This window comes from Variovorax sp. F042 (genome assembly GCF_057814215.1).
This window is the reverse complement of record NZ_JBVASX010000008.1, coordinates 71,157-88,125: the sequence shown is the minus strand read 5'-3', so window position 1 is coordinate 88,125 and position 16,969 is coordinate 71,157. Positions and strand designations below refer to the sequence as shown.

Below are 16,969 nucleotides of genomic sequence, written 5' to 3'. Positions count from 1 at the left end.
CAGCCGATGGGTGAATACCCTTGTTCTGGTGCACATGGCACTCAGACGGGGCGTTGTCTCCCCCCGAACTCTCCAGCCGGTCAGTGGGTCCGGCCGCCCGCCGGCCGCTTCTCACCGCGCGCCAAAGCCAGTTCTTCCACCGCTATTCCCAGGGCCCGGATCCCCGCCGGAATCTGCGAAGCCGCAATCGAAGACAGGCGCAGCCGGAAGAAGGGACACGGGTAAGGCGGCTTGGCAAAGAACACATCGCCCGCCTCGATCAGCACCCCATGGTTGCGCGCCATCAGCGACAGCTCCGTGGCATCTACCCACGTCGGCGCCTGCACCCAGATCGAAGCCCCGCCAGAAGGCAGTCGGAACTCGAAATCGGGCAGATGGTCCCGCAGCGCCTGGGCAGCCAGCGCAAGCCGCTCCTGCATCGCGTGGTTCACCCGCCGCGCATGCGACTCGTGGTGCCCCAGCGAGAGAAACAGCGCATACGCATGCTGCAGGAAGGCACTCGGGTGCCGCACCATCGCATGCCGGATCACGCGCAGCTCCTTGATGAGCGCACGCGGCGCCACGATAAAGCCCAGCCGCAAGGCAGGCGACAGGCTCTTCGACACCGACCCCACGTAGATCACCCGCCCCGTCTTGTCCAGGCTCTTGAGCGCGGGCATGGGCGTGCCTTCGTACAGGTTCTCCGCTTCGTAGTCGTCCTCGATGATCACGAAGTCCTGCAGCTCGGCCTTGCGCAGCAGCCACTGGCGCCGTTCGAGGCTCAGCGTTGCGGTCGTGGGGCTCTGGTGCGAGGGCGTAACGAACAGGTAGTCCGCCGCCGGTAGCGCATCGACCACCAGCCCGTCTTCGTCGACATCCACCTCCACCCACTTGGGCTGCCGCAGCGAGAAGCTGTTGCGTGCATGCGGATGCCCCGGCTCCTCCAGCCCCACGCGCGTCTGCTCGTCGAACAGCGCCTCGGCCAGCAGGTAGTAGGCATGCTGCGCGCCCATGGTCACGAGGATTTCTTCCTTGAGCGCGAACACGCCGCGCTTGGGCAAGAGGCGCGTGCGGATCTGCTCGATCAGGTCGGGCACGTCGTCGGTTTCGAAGTCGGGCGTCCAGTGCGGCAGCTGCGAGCGCGCCAGGCTGCGCGCGCAGCACTCGCGGAAGTCTTCAGTGGGAAAGAGCTGCGGGTCGTAGTTGCCGTAGACAAAAGGGTACGGATAGTCGCGCCACCGGTCGGGTTTCGACAGCGTGGGCTTGTCGACCAGCGAACGCAGCACGCGACCCGACCAGTCGGGCGGCTGGCTCGCCTGCCCGCTGCGCCCGACCAGCGGCTCCGCATGAACGGCTGAAAGCGGACGGGCATCGTGCGCCACGAACACCCCGCTGCGCGGACGCGCTTCCAGAAAGCCTTCGTCAATGAGCTGCAGGTACGCCGAGGTAACGGTATTGCGGCTCAGCCCCAGCAGCGCCGCAAGCTCGCGCGACGAGGGCAACGGCGCACCGGGCGCCAGGTGCTCTTCAAGAATGGCCTGCACCACGGCGGCGCGCAAACGAGCCTGCAGCGGCAGCGCCGGTTGATCGGGCAGCGCGAAGAGCTGCGCCCACTGGGTGGCTCGCGGATTCGGGGGCATGGTGCGCCGCAGTTTAGGGCAGCGCACACGGTTCGTGGTGCTCTGGCTCGGTCGAATCCTCCCAACTGGCCCTATCGCGCCGGCAGGCGGCTGCCTACTCTTGCCGCATCAATTTCCGGAGTTCCCGCGTGACCGCAATGCCTTCCACTTCCGTGACCACCGACACCCTTGCCGCCTTCAGCGACGCCTGGAACCGCCACGACATCGACGCCCTCATGAGCTTCATGACGGCCGACTGCATCTTCCAGACCGCCGCCGGCCCCGACGCCTGCGGCACCCGCCACGTTGGCACCGAGGCGGTGCGCAAGGCCTTTGCCGCAGCATGGCAGGCCGTGCCCGACGCGCAATGGATCAACGGCCAGCACTTCGTGCACGGAGACTTCGGCACCTCGCAATGGACCTTCACCGGCACCGCCGCCGACGGCAGCCGCATCGAGACCGACGGCATCGACGTCTTCACCTTCAAGGGCGGAAAGATCCACCTGAAGAACGTGTTCCGCAAGGCACGCCCGAACCTGCCCGCCGCGAAGTAGGCAAGCACGCCTCGGCCCACTTCTTTCCGGCCCTCTTCTCTCCTCTTCTCCTGGAGCCCTTCATGACCATGACAGGCACCGTGCAGTTCGCCTCCGCCACGGCCACCGCCAGCGCGGCCATCGACGCCGCCGCGTTCGAGCAGCAGCCGCCGCAGGCCCCCTTCCGCCCCTACGACCCGCAATACGACCCGCTGCGCGCACCCGACCCCGGCGCCGGCCGCGCCTACGCACCCACCTGGTGGGTGGCCAGCGCCGGCGAGCCGCCGGAAGACGACGGCCCGCTGCTGCGCGACATCGATGTAGACGTGGCCATCATCGGCTCGGGCGCCACCGGCATGTCGACCGCGCTCTACCTCGCGCAGGAGCACGGCATCCGCGCCACCGTGCTCGAAGCCAACCAGGCCGCATGGGGTTGCTCCAGTCGCAGCGGCGGCCAGGGCCAGAACGCGAGCGGCCGGCTCAAGCGTTCGCAGTGGATCGAACGCTGGGGCCTCGACACCGCCAAGCGGCTCGACGCCGAGATCCGCAGCGGCTTCGAGAACTTTCGCCACCTCACCACGCAGATCGACTGCGACGCCTACGACGGCGGCCACCTCTACCTCGCACACCGCCCCGAAAAGCTCGCCGGCCTCGACGCCGAGGCACGGCTCATGCGCGAGAAGTTCGGCTACGCCACCCGCATGATGAGCGCCGAGGAAGTGCGCCACGACTACTGCGACGAGCGCGAGACCGTCGGCGCGATGTACGAGGCCGAGGGCGTGGGCATCCACCCGCTGAAGTTCACCTTCGGCCTGATGCGGCGCGCCCGCGCGCTGGGCGTGACGGTGCACACATCCAGCCCCGTGCAAGGCTGGCAGACCATCGACGGCGTGCACCACCTGCAGACGCCCGCCGGCGTGGTGCGCGCGCGCCGCGTGGCGGTGTGCACCGGCGGCTACACGGGGCAGGCGCTCAACCCGCTGCTGAAGAACCGGATCATGCCGATCCTGTCGAACTCGGTGGTCACGCGCCCGCTCACCGATGCCGAGTTGCAAGCCACCAACTTCAAGTCGCAGACCTTCCTGACCGACACGCGCACGCTGCGCTTCTACTACCGGCTGCTCAAGGGCAACCGGCTGCAGATCGGCAGCCGCAGCGCCGTGAGCGGCGCCGACGCCGAAGGCCCGGTGCACCTGAAGCTGCTCACCGACGCCATCGCGCGCAAGTTCCCGCCGCTGGCGGGCATCCGCATCGACTACTCGTGGTGGGGCTGGGTCGACATGAGCCACGACATGATGCCGCGCATCACGCAGCCCGATGCCGGCAAGAAGATCTGGTACGCGGTGGGCTACGGCGGCAACGGCGTGTCGTTCTCGACCTGGGCGGGCAAGCGGCTGGCCGAGCGCGTGGCGGGCAAGGACTCGGGCAAGGACGTGTTCGAGCTGCCCATCTACCGCTCGCCGCTGCCCTTTCCCAACGTGCTGGGGGTGGTCGAGTCGCGCGCGTTCGCGCCGTTCCGGCGCATCGGCCAGCGCATGCTCTACAAGTGGTACTGGCTGCGCGACGAGAAGTAGGCGCACCGCCTGCGCGCATTCACCGAAGTGGCGCACGCCCTGCTGCACAACGGGGCAAACCCGCCCCTTCTGGCCCTGTGAGTCGTGCCGCGTTGGCTCTTCGCCGGTGTGTACCAAGCGCCTATCTTCGACACAAGGTCTTCGCGTTGGCGTTGGCCGAATCCGATTGCCTGTGTCGAACTCTCCGAGGTCTTGTCATGCAGCTCCCGCTTTCTCTTTTCACGCGCCGTACCACACTGCTTTCCGCCGCGCTCCTGGCCGCGAGCACCCTGCTTCCGCTGCCCGCCTCCGCGGCCGACGAGCCCAAGCGCGGCGGCACGCTGGTCATCGGCAGCACGCAGACGCCCCGGCACCTGAACGGCGCGGTGCAGTCGGGCATTGCCACCGCCCTGCCCTCGACGCAGATCTTCGCGAGCCCGCTGCGCTTCGACGACAAGTGGAATCCGCAGCCCTACCTGGCCGAGTCGTGGAAGCTGGCCGACGACGGTAAGTCGCTCACGCTCAAGCTGCGCAAAGATGCCGTGTTCCATGACGGCAAGCCCGTCACCTCGGCCGACGTGGCCTTCTCCATCATGGCCATCAAGGCCAACCATCCGTTCACCACCATGCTCGGCCCGGTCGAGAAGGTGGAAACGCCCGATGCGTACACGGCCATCATCCGCATGAGCGTGCCGCACCCGGCCATCGTGCTGGCAATGTCGCCGGCGCTGTGCCCCATTCTTCCCAAGCACATCTACGGCGACGGGCAAGACCTGAAGAACCACCCGCGCAACACCACCGACGTGATCGGCTCGGGCCCCTTCCGCGTGACCGAGTTCAAGCCCGCGCAGCGCATCGTGCTGGAGCGCTTCGACAAGTTCTTCCTGCCCGGCAAGCCTTACCTCGACAAGATCATCGTCAACGTCACGCCCGACATGGCGAGCCTGGTGCTCGGGCTGGAGCGCGGCGACATCCAGATGCTGCCCTTCGCCACGCTGCCCACCGACCTGAAGCGCTTCGCGAACGACCCCAGGGTGTCGCTCACGCCCAAGGGCTACGACGGCATCGGCCCGCTCAACTGGCTGGCCTTCAACACTGCGAAGAAGCCGCTGTCGGACGTGCAGGTGCGCAAGGCCATCGCCACGTCCATCGACAAGAACTTCATCACCAAGGCGCTGATGGGCGGCTTTGCCACCGTGTCCGACGGCCCGCTGGTGGCCAGCAGCCCCTTTGCCGTGCCCGACCTCGTGCGCTACCCGCTCGACCTGAAGAAGGCCGGCGAAATGCTCGACGCCGCGGGCTACAAGGCAGGCGCAGGCGGCGAGCGCTTCAAGCTCACCATCGACTACCTGCCCGGCGGCGACGACCAGCAGAAGAACGTGGCCGAGTACATCCGCGGCCAGCTCAAGAAAGTGGGCATCACGGTGGAGGTGCGCGCCTCGGCCGACTTCCCGGCCTGGGCCAAGCGCCTGGCCTCGCACGACTTCGACATGTCGATGGACGCGGTGTTCAACTGGGGCGACCCGATCATCGGCGTGCACCGCACCTACCTGTCGACCAACATCAAGCCCATTGTGTGGACCAACACGCAGTCGTACGCCAACCCGAAGGTCGACGAACTGCTCAACACCGCAGGCGGCCTGATCGACCCGACGCAGCGCAAGGCCTACTACGCAACCTTCCAGAAGATCGTGACCGACGAGCTGCCCATCGAGTTCATCAACCAGGTGCCGTACCACACCATCACCAGCAAGAAGGTGGGCAACGTGCCGACCACCATCTGGGGGCCGCTGTCGCCGCTCGACGAGGTGTACATCAAGTAAGGCGGGCACGACATGGGCACGCTTCGCTACACCGCCTCGCGACTGCTCCAGGCCCTGGGCCTGGTGTTCGCGGTGGTGGTGCTCAATTTCGTGCTGGTGCACGCGGCGCCGGGCGACCCGGTGGAAACCATTGCCGGCGCCAGCGGCGGCATGTCGCCCGAACTGATGGCGCAGCTGCGCACGCAGTACGGGCTCGACAAGTCGCTGCCGGTGCAACTGGGCGTGTACCTGGGCAAGGTGGCGCAGGGCGACCTGGGCTATTCGTACTTCTTCAACCTGCCGGTGACGAGCATGATCGCCGAGCGCGTGCCGGCCACGTTGCTGCTGGTGCTCAGCTCGGTGCTGCTGGCCTTCTTCGTGGGCACTGCGCTGGGCGTGCTGTCTTCGCGCAGGCCGAACGGGTTGCTGTCGCAGTTCATCACCGTGCTGTCGCTGGTGGGCTTCGCGGCGCCGGTGTTCTGGCTGGGGATCATGCTGGTGATCCTGCTGGCATCGGTGTTTCCGATTCTTCCTGTCGCGGGCATGCGCTCCATCGACTCGACGGGCACCGGCGGCTTCGCGGACATGCTCGACGTGGCACAGCACCTGGTGCTGCCCACGCTCACGCTGAGCCTGGTGTATCTCGCGCAGTACAGCCGGCTTGCGCGCTCGTCGATGCTCGACGTGCTGGGCTCCGACTTCATCCGCACCGCACGCGCAAAAGGGCTGGCCGACCGCGTGGTGCTCTACAAGCATGCGCTGCGCAACGCGCTGCTGCCGGTGGTCACGGTACTGGGGCTGCAGTTCGGCAACGTGCTGGCCGGCGCCATTCTGGTGGAGACGGTGTTCAACTGGCCGGGCCTCGGCCGGCTGGCCTTCGAGTCTGTGCTGCGGCGCGACTATCCGACGATTCTCGGCGTGCTGCTGTTCTCTTCCATCGTGGTGGTGGTGATGAACCAGCTCACCGACCTGTGCTACCGCTTCATCGATCCACGGATCAAGGCCTCATGAGCAAGGTGATCACGATGCCTACCGCTGCTGCTGCCGCATCTTCCAAGGCCCAGGCAAAACCCGCCGTGCGCGTCGAACACCCGGGTGTCGAAGCGATGCGCATGTTCCTGCGCAACCCCGCGGCCATCGCCGGCATGGCGATGCTGCTGGTCGTGCTGCTCGTGGCCATTGCCGGGCCATGGGTCTACCCGGCCGATCCGTTCGAGATCAAGGCCGCGCCGCTCACGCCGCCCTTCAGCGAAGACGCCTGGCTCGGCAGCGACTATCTCGGCCGCGACGTGCTCACCGCGCTGATCTACGGCGGGCGCGCCACGCTGCTGGTGGGCGCGGTGGCCGCGTTGCTCTCGGTGCTGATCGGCATTACGCTCGGCGCCTTCGCGGGCTACTACGGCGGCAAAGTCGATGCCGCGCTGATGAAGCTGACCGAGTTCTTCCAGGTGCTGCCCGCGCTGCTGTTCGCGATGGTGGTGGTAACGCTGTTCTCGCCCACGCTGGTAACGGTGACGCTGGCCATCGGCATCGTGAGCTGGACCGGCACCGCGCGGCTCACGCGCGCCGAGTTCATGAAATTTCGCGGGCTGGAGTTCGTGCGGGCCGAGCGTGCCATCGGCGCACGCGACGCTCGCATCATCTGGAAGGTGATCTTGCCCAACGCGCTGCCGCCTCTGGTGGTGTCGGCCACGCTGGCCATCGGCGCTGCGATTCTGTTCGAGGCGGGCCTGTCCTTCCTCGGGCTGGGTGATCCGAACCAGATGAGCTGGGGGCTGATGATCGGCTCCAGCCGGCAGTACGTGCTCTCGTGCTGGTGGGCCGTGGCCTTTCCCGGTGCGGCGATCTTTATCACCGTGCTGGCCGTGAGCCTGATCGGCGACGGCCTGAACGATGCCCTCAACCCGAAACTGAGGGAACGCTGATGACGAACGACGACGCATTGCTGCGCGTGCAGAACCTGCATGTCGAGTTCAAAACCCGCCGAGGCCAGGCGCTGGTGCTCAACGGGGTCGACTTCGAGATCCGCGCCGGCGAAACACTGTGCGTGGTCGGCGAGTCGGGCTGCGGAAAGAGCATGACGGCACTGGCGCTGCTGCGGCTCATACCCTCGCCGCCGGGCCGCATCCGCGACGGCCGGGTGCTGTTCCAGGGTGAAGACCTGGTGCAGGCCACCGATGCACGCATGCGCGAGGTGCGCGGCAACCGCATCTCGATGATCTTCCAGGAGCCGATGACTTCGCTGAATCCGGTGTTCACCGTGGGCGACCAGATCGGCGAATCGCTGCAGCTGCATGCCGGCATGAACGCACGCGCAGCGAGGCAGCGCGCCATCGAGATGCTGCAGCAGGTGGGCATTCCTGCGCCCGAGCGGCGCGTGGACGAGTACCCGCACCAGCTCTCCGGCGGCATGCGCCAGCGCGTGATGATCGCGATGGCGCTGGCCTGTCGCCCCGACATCCTCATTGCCGACGAACCCACCACTGCGCTCGACGTGACAGTGCAGGCGCAGATCTTCGACCTGCTGCGCGAGTTGCAGCGCGAGAAGGGCACGGCCATCATGCTCATCACGCACGACATGGGCGCGGTCGCCGAGATGGCCGACCGCGTGATGGTGATGTACGCAGGCCGCGTCATCGAACAGGGCACAACCGAGCAGGTGCTGTCGGAGCCCGGCCACCCCTACACGCGCGGGCTGATCGATTGCCTGCCCGAGCTCGGCAGCAGCGCAGCGTACGACGACGATGCGCGTGAAGACCTGGCCGAGATCGCAGGCGTGGTGCCTTCGATCTGGGAGCTGGGCACGGGCTGCGCCTTTCGAGAACGCTGCCCGCGCGCGATGGCACGCTGCGCCTCCGAAGTGCCGCCGATGTTCGCGCTGCACGGCAATGTGGCCGCTGGCGTGCCGCACGGCGCGGCCTGCTGGCTGCATGCCGAAGCTCTCGACCAACGCGAAAGAGAGGCCGCATGACATTCATCGGCAAGACCGACACGCTGCTTTCGGTCGATGACCTGAAGGTGCACTTTCCGCGCGGCAAGGCCGGCTGGGGCCGCACGCCCGAGGTGGTGAAGGCGGTGGATGGCGTCTCTTTCGAGGTGCGCCGCGGCAGCACGCTCGCGGTGGTCGGCGAATCGGGCTCGGGCAAGACCACGACCGCGCTCGCAGTGATGCGGCTGTCGCCCGTTACCTCGGGCCGCATGCGGCTTGGCGACACCGACCTGGGCGCGCTGCAGGGCGAAGCATTGCGGCAGGCGCGCACGCGCATGCAGATCATTTTTCAGGACCCGTTCTCCTCGCTCAATCCGCGCGAGAGGGCTGGCGCAGCGGTGCGCGCGCCGCTCGACCTGATGCGGGTGGGCACGCCGGAAGAACGCACGCGCCGCGTGGCAGAGCTGTTCGAGGCGGTGGGCCTGCGGCCTGAGCAGCAGCATCTGTTTCCGCACCAGTTCTCGGGCGGGCAGCGCCAACGCATCAACATCGCGCGGGCGCTGGCCACCAACCCGGAGCTGGTGGTGTGCGACGAACCTGTGTCGGCACTCGACATCGCCATTCGCGCGCAAATACTGAACCTGCTCGCACGACTGCAACGCGAGCTGGGCCTGACCTATCTCTTCATCTCGCACGACATGGCGGTGGTGGAGCACATCTGCGACGACATCGCGGTGATGTACCTCGGCCAGATCGTCGAGCGCGCGCCGCGGCGCAGTTTCTTTGCGCGGCCGCTGCACCCGTACAGCGTGGCGCTGATGTCGGCCGTGCCCACGGTGAGCGGCGGGCGGCGGCGCGCGGCAAACCGCATCAAGCTCAGCGGCGATCCGCCGAGCCCCATCAACCCGCCGCAGGGCTGCCGCTTTGCCGGCCGCTGCCCCGTGGCGGAGCCGGCCTGCGCGGTCGAACTGCCGCCGCTGCGCGAAGTCGCGCCCGATCATTGGGTACGCTGCAGGCGCGTCGATGTCGTCGACGGCTTGCCGCGCCCTCCTCTTTCGATTCCCATATCGCCATGAGCACCAGCAACACCACCGTCTACCCCGCCCGCAAGATCATCACCATGAACCCGATGCAGCCGCACGCCACTCACGTGGCGGTGCGCGACGGCCGTGTGCTGGCCGTCGGCGCGCTGGCGGACATTCAGGGCTGGGGCCCCTTCACGCTCGACGAGCGCTTTGCCGGCAAGGTGCTGATGCCCGGCCTCGTCGAAGGCCACTGCCACCTGAAGGAAGGCAGCATGTGGGACTGGACGTACCTCGGCTGGTTCGACCGCCGTGACCCCGAAGGCAAGGTGTGGAGTGGCCTGCGCTCGATGGGCGAAGTGGTATCGCGCCTGAGCGAAGTGGCCGCGAAGATGACGGCCGACGGCGTACCCGACACCGAGCCGCTCATTGCCTGGGGGTTCGATCCCATCTACTTCGGCGGCGAGCGCATGACGGTGCAACACGTCGACCGCGCGAGCGGCACGCGGCCCATCGTCATCGGCCACGCCAACGGGCACCTGATGAACGTCAACAGCGCGATGTTGAACATCGCCGAGATCACGCGCGACAACGAGGTCGAAGGCGTGGTCAAGTTCGCGGACGGAGCCAGCGAAGGCGAGCCCACCGGCGAGCTGCAGGAGCCGGCTGCCATGTTCCTGGTGCTGCGCAAGATCGGCAACGCCGGCCTGCTCGCGCCGATGACCGAAGCGGGCGTGCGCTCCTTCGCGCGGCTGGCCTGCCTGCAGGGCGTGACCACCGCGACCGACCTCGTCAACAAGCTCACGCCCGAAGACTGCGGCGTGCTGGAGACGGTGACGCAGGACGACGGCTTCGGCGTGCGCATATTGCCCGCGTTCCAGGCCTTCCACGGCACGCATGGCGCCGCGCAGGGCGCGGAGCACGTGAAGGCGCTGGTGCCGCGCAACACCGACCGCCTGCGCTACGGTCTCGTGAAGATGATGCTCGACGGATCGATCCAGGGCTTCTCGGCGCGGCTGCGCTGGCCGGGGCATTTCAACGGCGCACCCAACGGCATCTGGGTGACCGCTCCCGCACAGTACGAGGCCGACTTCGAGACCTATCACCGGGCCGGCCTCACCATCCACACTCACACCAACGGCGACGAGGCCAGCGAGGTGGCCATCGACGCCATCGGCCGCGTGCTCGCGCGCGCCCCGCGCCCCGACCACCGCCACACGCTGCAGCATGGCCAGATGATCGACGCGCCGCTGTTCCGCCGCATGGCATCGCTGGGCCTGTGCGCCAACCTCTTCGCCAACCACATCTGGTACTGGGGTGACCAGCACTACGAAATGACCATGGGCCCCGACCGCGCGAACCGGCTCGACGCCTGCGGCAGCGCGCTGGCGGCGGGCGTGCCGCTGGCCATCCACTCCGATGCGCCCGTCACGCCGCTCGGTCCGCTCTTCACCGCATGGTGCGCCGTGAACCGCATCACGCCCAAGGGCCGGCTGCTGGGCGAGGCCGAGCGCATCAGCGTGCCGCAGGCACTGCGCGCCATCACGCTCGGTGCGGCGTGGACGCTGAAGCTCGACGGCGAGATCGGCAGCATCGAATGCGGCAAGCGCGCCGACTTCTGCGTGCTGGAAGACGATCCGCTGGAGATGGATCCGATGGCGCTGAAGGACGCGCGCGTGTGGGGCACGGTGCTGTCGGGCCGCGTGTTCGAGGCGCAAAGGGCTTGAAGGCCACATGACGCCGAAGAAGAAGCGCCTGCCGCTCACCGTCATCGGCGGCTTCCTGGGCGCGGGCAAGACCACGCTGCTCAACCGCTGGCTGCGCGAGGCGAACGGCCTGCGCATGGCGGTGCTGGTGAACGACTTCGGCGCCCTCAACATCGACGCCGGACTCATCGCAGCCACGCACGGCGACACCACCGCGCTGACCAACGGCTGCGTGTGCTGCCAGATCGGCGACGACCTGGGGCGGGCGCTGGTGGACGTGATCGAGGCGAAGACGCCCTTCGACGCGGTGGTGATCGAGGCTAGCGGCGTGTCGGACCCGTGGCGCATCGCGCAGATCGGCATGGCCGCGCCGGAGCTGAGCCTCGAAGGCGTGATCGTGCTGGTGGATGCGAGTGCGGTGGCGCAGCAGTCGGCAGACCCGCTGCTGGCCGACACGCTGGTGCGGCAGCTGAAGTCGGCCGACCTCGTGGTGGTGAACAAGGCCGACCTTGCGTCCGCCGAGGCGCTCGCTGCGGCCAGAGCGTGGGTCGGTGCGACGGCGCCGGGCACGCCATGCATCGAGACGACTGAATCTGCGGTGCCGCTGGCGCTGCTGTCGGGGCTGTCGCACGTGGATGTGGCTCCGCATGTCTGCGGTCATGACTGTCACGATCACCACGGCCATGACAACCCCGATCACGGATCGTTGTTTCAGACGTGGAGCGCGCAGCCCCAAGCCGCGATTCCCGCCGCCACGCTGCGCGCCTGGCTGCGCGAGGTGCCGCCGGGTGTCTTGCGGCTCAAGGGCTTGCTGCGCACTGGCGACGGTGAATGGTCGGAGGTGCAGTTCGCCGGCCGCCATGGCAGCTTGCGCAAGGCCGCGCCGCCCGCCGATGACACGCGCCCCGGCGTTGTCGCCATCGGCCTGCGCGGGCAGTTGCCTGAAGAAGCGCTGAAGGAGTTCTTCGCGCCCTGAGCCGGGTCATGTTGCAATCGCATGTCTTTCAACGTGCAGACCACCGACGCCATGACCTCCTCCCTCCTGATTCGCCCGCCGACGCCGCAAGACTACGCGGCATGGAAGCCGCTCTGGGACGGCTACAACGCTTTCTACGGACGCGAGGGTGCGACCGCGCTCGCCGATGAAATCACGCAGGCCACCTGGCAGCGCTTCTTCGATGCCTACGAGCCGGTGCACGCGCTGGTCGCCGAGCGAGATGGCCAACTGGTCGGGCTCACGCACTACCTCTTTCACCGCAGCACGACGCGCCTGGAGCCGACCTGCTATCTGCAGGATCTGTTCACGCTGCCGTCGGAGCGTGGGCGTGGCGTTGGCCGCCAGCTCATCCAGGGTGTGTACGAGCGCGCAAAGGATGCAGGCGTGCATCGCGTGTACTGGCAGACGCACGCGACCAACACAGCCGGCCGCACGCTCTACGACAAGGTCGCGACGCACGATGGGTTCATCGTGTACGGCACGCTGGTCTGAGCCCGTGGGGCCTTCGGTACCCGACTCAGTACTTGATGGTGACGCCGGCCTTCACGCCGTTGTTGTTCTTGCCGTCCGACGACAACCCGCCCGAGAGCGACAGATTGCCGCCGGTGCTTCCGCCCAGCGAGTAAGTAGGCCGTGGCATGGAGGTGTCGGTACCGATGTAGGTGCCGCTGCCATCGGGCCGCAGCACGCCGACCGTGCCCCCCTTGACGGTGGCCGATGTCTCGGTCGGGTTGACGTTGGGCGCGACGTAGACGGAGCCCTTCTCGTCGCTGTCGACGGGCACCTTGACGGGCTCGGCCTGCGTGGAAGCGCCGAGCGCGCTCAGCCCCAGGGTCGTTGCAAGGATCAATTGACGCATCGCGGCCATGTTTGGGCAGATGACGGGCAATCCGCGTAGGACTAAAGGAGATTCGGGGTGCGAACCACGGCCGAGAAGGTGTCGCCCCCGGCGAGGGCAGGCGAAGCGACACGAAGTGCGCGAAGCCTTGGGGGCATTTCATTGCAGTATTGAGAACTTGTGTACTCAAGGGTCAAGCTGGTGGAAAGTGCATCGATCACGCTCTACGATTGCCTGTCCGCAATCCAGACAGGAGATCGCCCCATGCCCCCCACCGAAGTCGTCATGCCCGAGCAGCTGCAGAGCGCGCTCGAAGCCCAGAGCCGCACGCCGATCGCACGCATCGGCGAAGCGCTGACATCGCTGGGCATGATCACCGACGAGCAGCTTCGCGCGGGGCTGGCGCAGCAAAAGCTGGAGCCCACCGTGCCGTTGGGCGAGACGCTGGTGCGCATGGGCGTAGTGAGCCGCGGCCAGCTGCAGACCGCGCTGGTGCGCAAGATGGGCTACCCTCTCGTCAACCTGCATCTGTTTCCCGCTGCTGCCGAGGCGTTGCGCAAGCTCCCGTATGCAGTGTCGCGCCGCCTGCAGGTGATGCCGCTGATGCTGCACGAAGGGCGCCTCGTCGTAGCGATCGACGACCCGACCAGCCGGCATTCGGCACTCGACGAAGTGGAGTTCATCGCCCAGATGAAGGTCACGCCGGTCGTGGGGCAATGCCTCGACCTCGACGGCGTGCTGCGAGCGGTGTACGAAAAGATCGGCGAGCACACGGCCTCCGCTCCCGGCGTCTTCTCGTCCAGCCTCGATCCCAGCCAGCCGCTCGATTTCGACATGGCCGGCACCAGCGAACTGCTGCAGACGCTGGAGAAAGAAGGCCCCGCCGCGCCCATTTCCGACGCGCCTATCGAGCAGTCTGACAACTCCCTTGTGCGCATGATCAACAGCATGATCCTCGAGGCGCATCGCGAGGGCGCGTCGGACATCCACATCGAAAGCTACCCCGGCCAGGAAAAAACCCGCATCCGCTTTCGCCGCGACGGCCTGCTCTACACCTACCTGGAGCTTCCGCCGAGCTACCGTAACGCCATCGTCGCTCGCGTGAAGATCATGTGCGACCTGGACATCAGCGAAAAGCGCAACCCGCAGGACGGCAAGATCAACTTCGCGAAGTACTCGCCGCAGCACCGCATCGAACTGCGCGTGGCAACCATTCCCACCAACAACGGGCTCGAAGACGTGGTGATGCGCATCCTGGCATCGGCCAAGCCTATTCCCATGAGCGAGCTGGGCCTGTCGCCGAACAACCTCGCGCAGCTGACCAAGGCCGTCGAGCGTCCCTACGGCATGGTGCTGTGCGTGGGCCCCACGGGCTCGGGCAAGACGACGACGCTGCACTCGGCGCTGATGCACATCAACACGCCGGAGCGAAAGATCTGGACGGCGGAAGACCCCGTCGAAATCACGCAGGCCGGGCTGCGGCAGGTGCAGATCAATCCGCGCATCGACTGGACCTTTGCCAAGGCGCTGCGAGCCTTCGTGCGCGCCGACCCGGACGTGATCATGGTCGGCGAAATCCGCGATGAGGAAACCGCGAAGACCGCCATCGAGGCCTCACTGACCGGCCACCTCGTGCTGTCGACCCTGCACACCAACAGCGCGCCTGAAACCGTGACCCGACTGCTCGACATGGGCATGGACCCCTTCAACTTTGCAGACTCTCTGCTGGCCGTGCTCGCGCAACGGCTGGTACGCCGCCTGTGCAAGCAATGCACCAGCAGCAAGCCCGCAAGCCCCGAGACCGTCGACGAACTGCTCGACGACTACATGCACGCCTTCGGCGCGCACCAGCACGATGCGGCCCAGCGCCAGGCGGTGCGAAGCGACTGGGTGCAGCGATACGGCCGCGACGGGCACCTGCACACCTACACCAGCACCGGCTGCAAGCATTGCGGCGACACCGGCTTCAAGGGGCGCGTGGGTATCCACGAGCTGATGACCATGTCGAAGACGCTGCGCCGCCTCGTGCAGACCGGCGCACGCGCGGAAGAGCTCCAGCAGGCTGCCCTGCAGGAAGGCATGCGCACGCTGCGGCAGGACGGCATCGAGAAGGTGCTGGCCGGGCAGACCACCATCGAGGAAGTGCGCGCCACCAGCAACGTGTAAGAGCGGTAAGGGCGAGCCCGCGAACGCAGAGCCGCTACAGCTGGCTCTGCGGAATGAACGGCGCGATCAACCGCAGCTTGAAGCGCTGCCACGCCGAGGTTTCGGGCGGCACGTCGTAGGCCGTTTCCTTGCCGTCCTCGTCTTCTTCGACCCACTCAACGTTCCGGCCGGTGGCGTCGAGCCGCAAGCGGTAGGAGCTGCCCGCATCCGCGAAGCTCAGCAGCTGTCGCGCCATCTCGGGGCTGTCGATGATCACGCCCAGTTCGGTGTTGAGCCGGGCTGAGCGGGGGTCGAGGTTCATCGAGCCGAGGAACACCTGCTTCTGGTCGACGATGCCGTTCTTCATGTGCAACGCGCCCGTGCGGTGGCCGAAGATGCCGTACTTGCCGCGCTTCACGCTCAGCGTGGGGCTCAGTTCGTAGATGGTCACGCCGGACTTGAGCAGTTCGTGGATGTGCGGCCAGTAGCCCACGTACACCCATGGCTCGTCGGTGGACGCAAGCGAGTTGGTGACCAGCGACACGCTGATACCCTCGGCCTGCGCCCGCGCCAGGTTGGCCACGGCCGCATCGGACGGAACGAAATACGGCGACACCATCTTGATGCTGGAGCGCGAAGTCTCGAACCAGCGGATGACGCCTTCGGTCACCGTGCCCTTGATGGAGTTCTCGCGCTCGTTCAGGCCCTCGGTCTTGGTGAGCGGATCGAACAGCACGCGCGCATTGGCCCACAGCAGCGGGCTCAACTGGTGCTCGGCCAGCTCGAAAGGCAGGTTCAGCATGGGCACCATGTCGAGCGGCACGACGGAAGGCTCGTTTGCGCTGGCGTTGAGGATCTTGCCGTCCAGCGGGATTCGGAACGCCTCGGGCGGCTTTGCCGTGGCGGTGAGCGCTTCGAAGTTCTGCTGCAGTTGCGCGGGTGTGAGCCTGCCGCGGGCGATCTGGCCCACGGGGTAGACGACCTCGCTGTTCCAGTAGTGGTCGAACTCGTTCGACAGTTCGCGCACCACCGGGCCGGCCGCGAAGACGTCCATGTCGACGAAGTTGCTGCCGGCGGCATTCATCACGTATTCGTCTGCCATGTTGCGACCGCCCGCCACTGCCGCGGCGTTGTCGGCCACGAACAGCTTGTTGTGCATGCGCCGGTTGATGCGGTCGAAGTCCAGGCCCGAGCTGATGAAGCGCGTCACGTCGCTGCCGCGCCCGCCCGGAAACGGGTTGAACAGGCGCACCTGCACGTTCGGATAGCTGGCGAGCGCCAGCAGCAGATCGTCTTCGCCAGTGGTGTAGAGGTCGTCGACCAGCAGCCGAACGCGCACTCCGCGCAGCGCGGCGTCGCGTAGCTCGCGCATCAGGGCGCGGCCCGTGTTGTCCGCGGCCAGCAGGTAGTACTGCACGTCGAGGCTGCGCGTGGCGAGCTTCGCCATTGCGATGCGGGTGGCGAAAGATGTGGGGCCGTAGGGCAGGAGCTGGAAGCCCGAGCGGGTATCTGGGGGCAGCACCTTCTGCGTGATCGCGCTCAACGGCGTGGCCGAGAAATCTGCGATGGCACTGACAGGCTGTTCAGGCACCCGGGGCGGCAGGCTGGAGCACGCGCTCATCAGCATCGAGAGGGCAAGCGCCAGTGCGGCAGGCAGCGCACGCCAGCATGCAGTGATCATTTTTTCTACTCCCGGCTCGGTTGGCACATCACATCCCGTGCGAATGATCCGGCTGGGAGTATGACGCGCTCAACCTGACGCCGAGCCTTGCCGGAGCCGGATCTACCAGTTCTCGGGTATGGCTCTTCTGCAAACAAAAAGACACACTCGCCCGCGTTTTGTCTT

At 67.0% G+C, this 16,969-nt stretch carries 14 protein-coding genes; 11 read left to right on the top strand and 3 right to left on the bottom strand.

From position 1 onward, the window contains the following. Nucleotides 1–80: 80 nt before the first annotated feature. On the bottom strand, nucleotides 81–1,619 hold the full coding sequence (pdxR, locus tag ACZYSP_RS23135) for a MocR-like pyridoxine biosynthesis transcription factor PdxR (RefSeq protein WP_093080746.1): 1,539 nt from the start codon (nucleotides 1,617–1,619) through the stop codon (nucleotides 81–83). Between the two features lie 137 nt (nucleotides 1,620–1,756). On the opposite strand from pdxR, the gene ACZYSP_RS23130 reads away from it, so the two are divergent. From ACZYSP_RS23130 to ACZYSP_RS23085, 10 genes are all read left to right on the top strand, one after another. Then, on the top strand, nucleotides 1,757–2,152 hold the full coding sequence (locus tag ACZYSP_RS23130; protein WP_093058459.1) for a nuclear transport factor 2 family protein: 396 nt from the start codon (nucleotides 1,757–1,759) through the stop codon (nucleotides 2,150–2,152). Nucleotides 2,153–2,214: 62 nt separating this feature from the next. After that, complete coding sequence (locus ACZYSP_RS23125; RefSeq protein WP_097198561.1) at nucleotides 2,215–3,705, top strand: NAD(P)/FAD-dependent oxidoreductase; 1,491 nt, start codon at nucleotides 2,215–2,217, stop codon at nucleotides 3,703–3,705. Between the two features lie 197 nt (nucleotides 3,706–3,902). Further along, a complete protein-coding gene (locus tag ACZYSP_RS23120) occupies nucleotides 3,903–5,507 on the top strand; it encodes an ABC transporter substrate-binding protein (protein ID WP_093179643.1) in 1,605 nt (534 codons plus the stop codon). A gap of 12 nt (nucleotides 5,508–5,519) precedes the next feature. Then, on the top strand, nucleotides 5,520–6,497 hold the full coding sequence (locus tag ACZYSP_RS23115) for an ABC transporter permease (RefSeq protein ID WP_307617707.1): 978 nt from the start codon (nucleotides 5,520–5,522) through the stop codon (nucleotides 6,495–6,497). Next, nucleotides 6,494–7,411 (top strand): ABC transporter permease, encoded by a 918-nt coding sequence (locus tag ACZYSP_RS23110; protein ID WP_177142483.1) that lies wholly within the window; start codon nucleotides 6,494–6,496, stop codon nucleotides 7,409–7,411. Before ACZYSP_RS23115 ends, ACZYSP_RS23110 begins: the two co-directional genes overlap by 4 nt. Next, nucleotides 7,411–8,457, top strand: a complete 1,047-nt coding sequence (locus tag ACZYSP_RS23105; RefSeq protein ID WP_489016798.1) for an ABC transporter ATP-binding protein — start codon at nucleotides 7,411–7,413, stop codon at nucleotides 8,455–8,457. The genes ACZYSP_RS23110 and ACZYSP_RS23105 overlap by 1 nt, the downstream gene beginning before the upstream one ends. Continuing rightward, the gene (locus ACZYSP_RS23100; RefSeq protein WP_093080756.1) at nucleotides 8,454–9,491 is read left to right on the top strand and encodes an ABC transporter ATP-binding protein; all 1,038 of its coding nucleotides are present in this window, start codon (nucleotides 8,454–8,456) and stop codon (nucleotides 9,489–9,491) included. The genes ACZYSP_RS23105 and ACZYSP_RS23100 overlap by 4 nt, the downstream gene beginning before the upstream one ends. Further along, a complete protein-coding gene (locus ACZYSP_RS23095; RefSeq protein WP_489016795.1) occupies nucleotides 9,488–11,164 on the top strand; it encodes an amidohydrolase in 1,677 nt (558 codons plus the stop codon). The genes ACZYSP_RS23100 and ACZYSP_RS23095 overlap by 4 nt, the downstream gene beginning before the upstream one ends. A 7-nt stretch (nucleotides 11,165–11,171) precedes the next feature. After that, nucleotides 11,172–12,119 carry a CobW family GTP-binding protein gene (locus ACZYSP_RS23090; RefSeq protein WP_489016793.1) on the top strand — a complete coding sequence of 316 codons (948 nt, stop codon included), beginning with the start codon at nucleotides 11,172–11,174 and terminating at the stop codon, nucleotides 12,117–12,119. 51 nt (nucleotides 12,120–12,170) lie between these two features. Continuing rightward, on the top strand, nucleotides 12,171–12,632 hold the full coding sequence (locus ACZYSP_RS23085) for a GNAT family N-acetyltransferase (protein WP_489016792.1): 462 nt from the start codon (nucleotides 12,171–12,173) through the stop codon (nucleotides 12,630–12,632). 25 nt (nucleotides 12,633–12,657) lie between these two features. On the opposite strand, the gene ACZYSP_RS23080 is transcribed toward ACZYSP_RS23085, so the two are convergent. Next, nucleotides 12,658–12,999: a hypothetical protein gene (locus ACZYSP_RS23080; RefSeq protein ID WP_093058531.1), complete on the bottom strand. Its 342-nt coding sequence runs from the start codon at nucleotides 12,997–12,999 to the stop codon at nucleotides 12,658–12,660. 243 nt (nucleotides 13,000–13,242) lie between these two features. On the opposite strand from ACZYSP_RS23080, the gene ACZYSP_RS23075 reads away from it, so the two are divergent. Next, complete coding sequence (locus ACZYSP_RS23075; protein WP_489016790.1) at nucleotides 13,243–15,144, top strand: GspE/PulE family protein; 1,902 nt, start codon at nucleotides 13,243–13,245, stop codon at nucleotides 15,142–15,144. Nucleotides 15,145–15,178: 34 nt separating this feature from the next. On the opposite strand, the gene ACZYSP_RS23070 is transcribed toward ACZYSP_RS23075, so the two are convergent. Further along, a complete protein-coding gene (locus tag ACZYSP_RS23070; RefSeq protein ID WP_489016788.1) occupies nucleotides 15,179–16,804 on the bottom strand; it encodes a phospholipase D family protein in 1,626 nt (541 codons plus the stop codon). Between the last annotated feature and the right edge of the window lie 165 nt (nucleotides 16,805–16,969).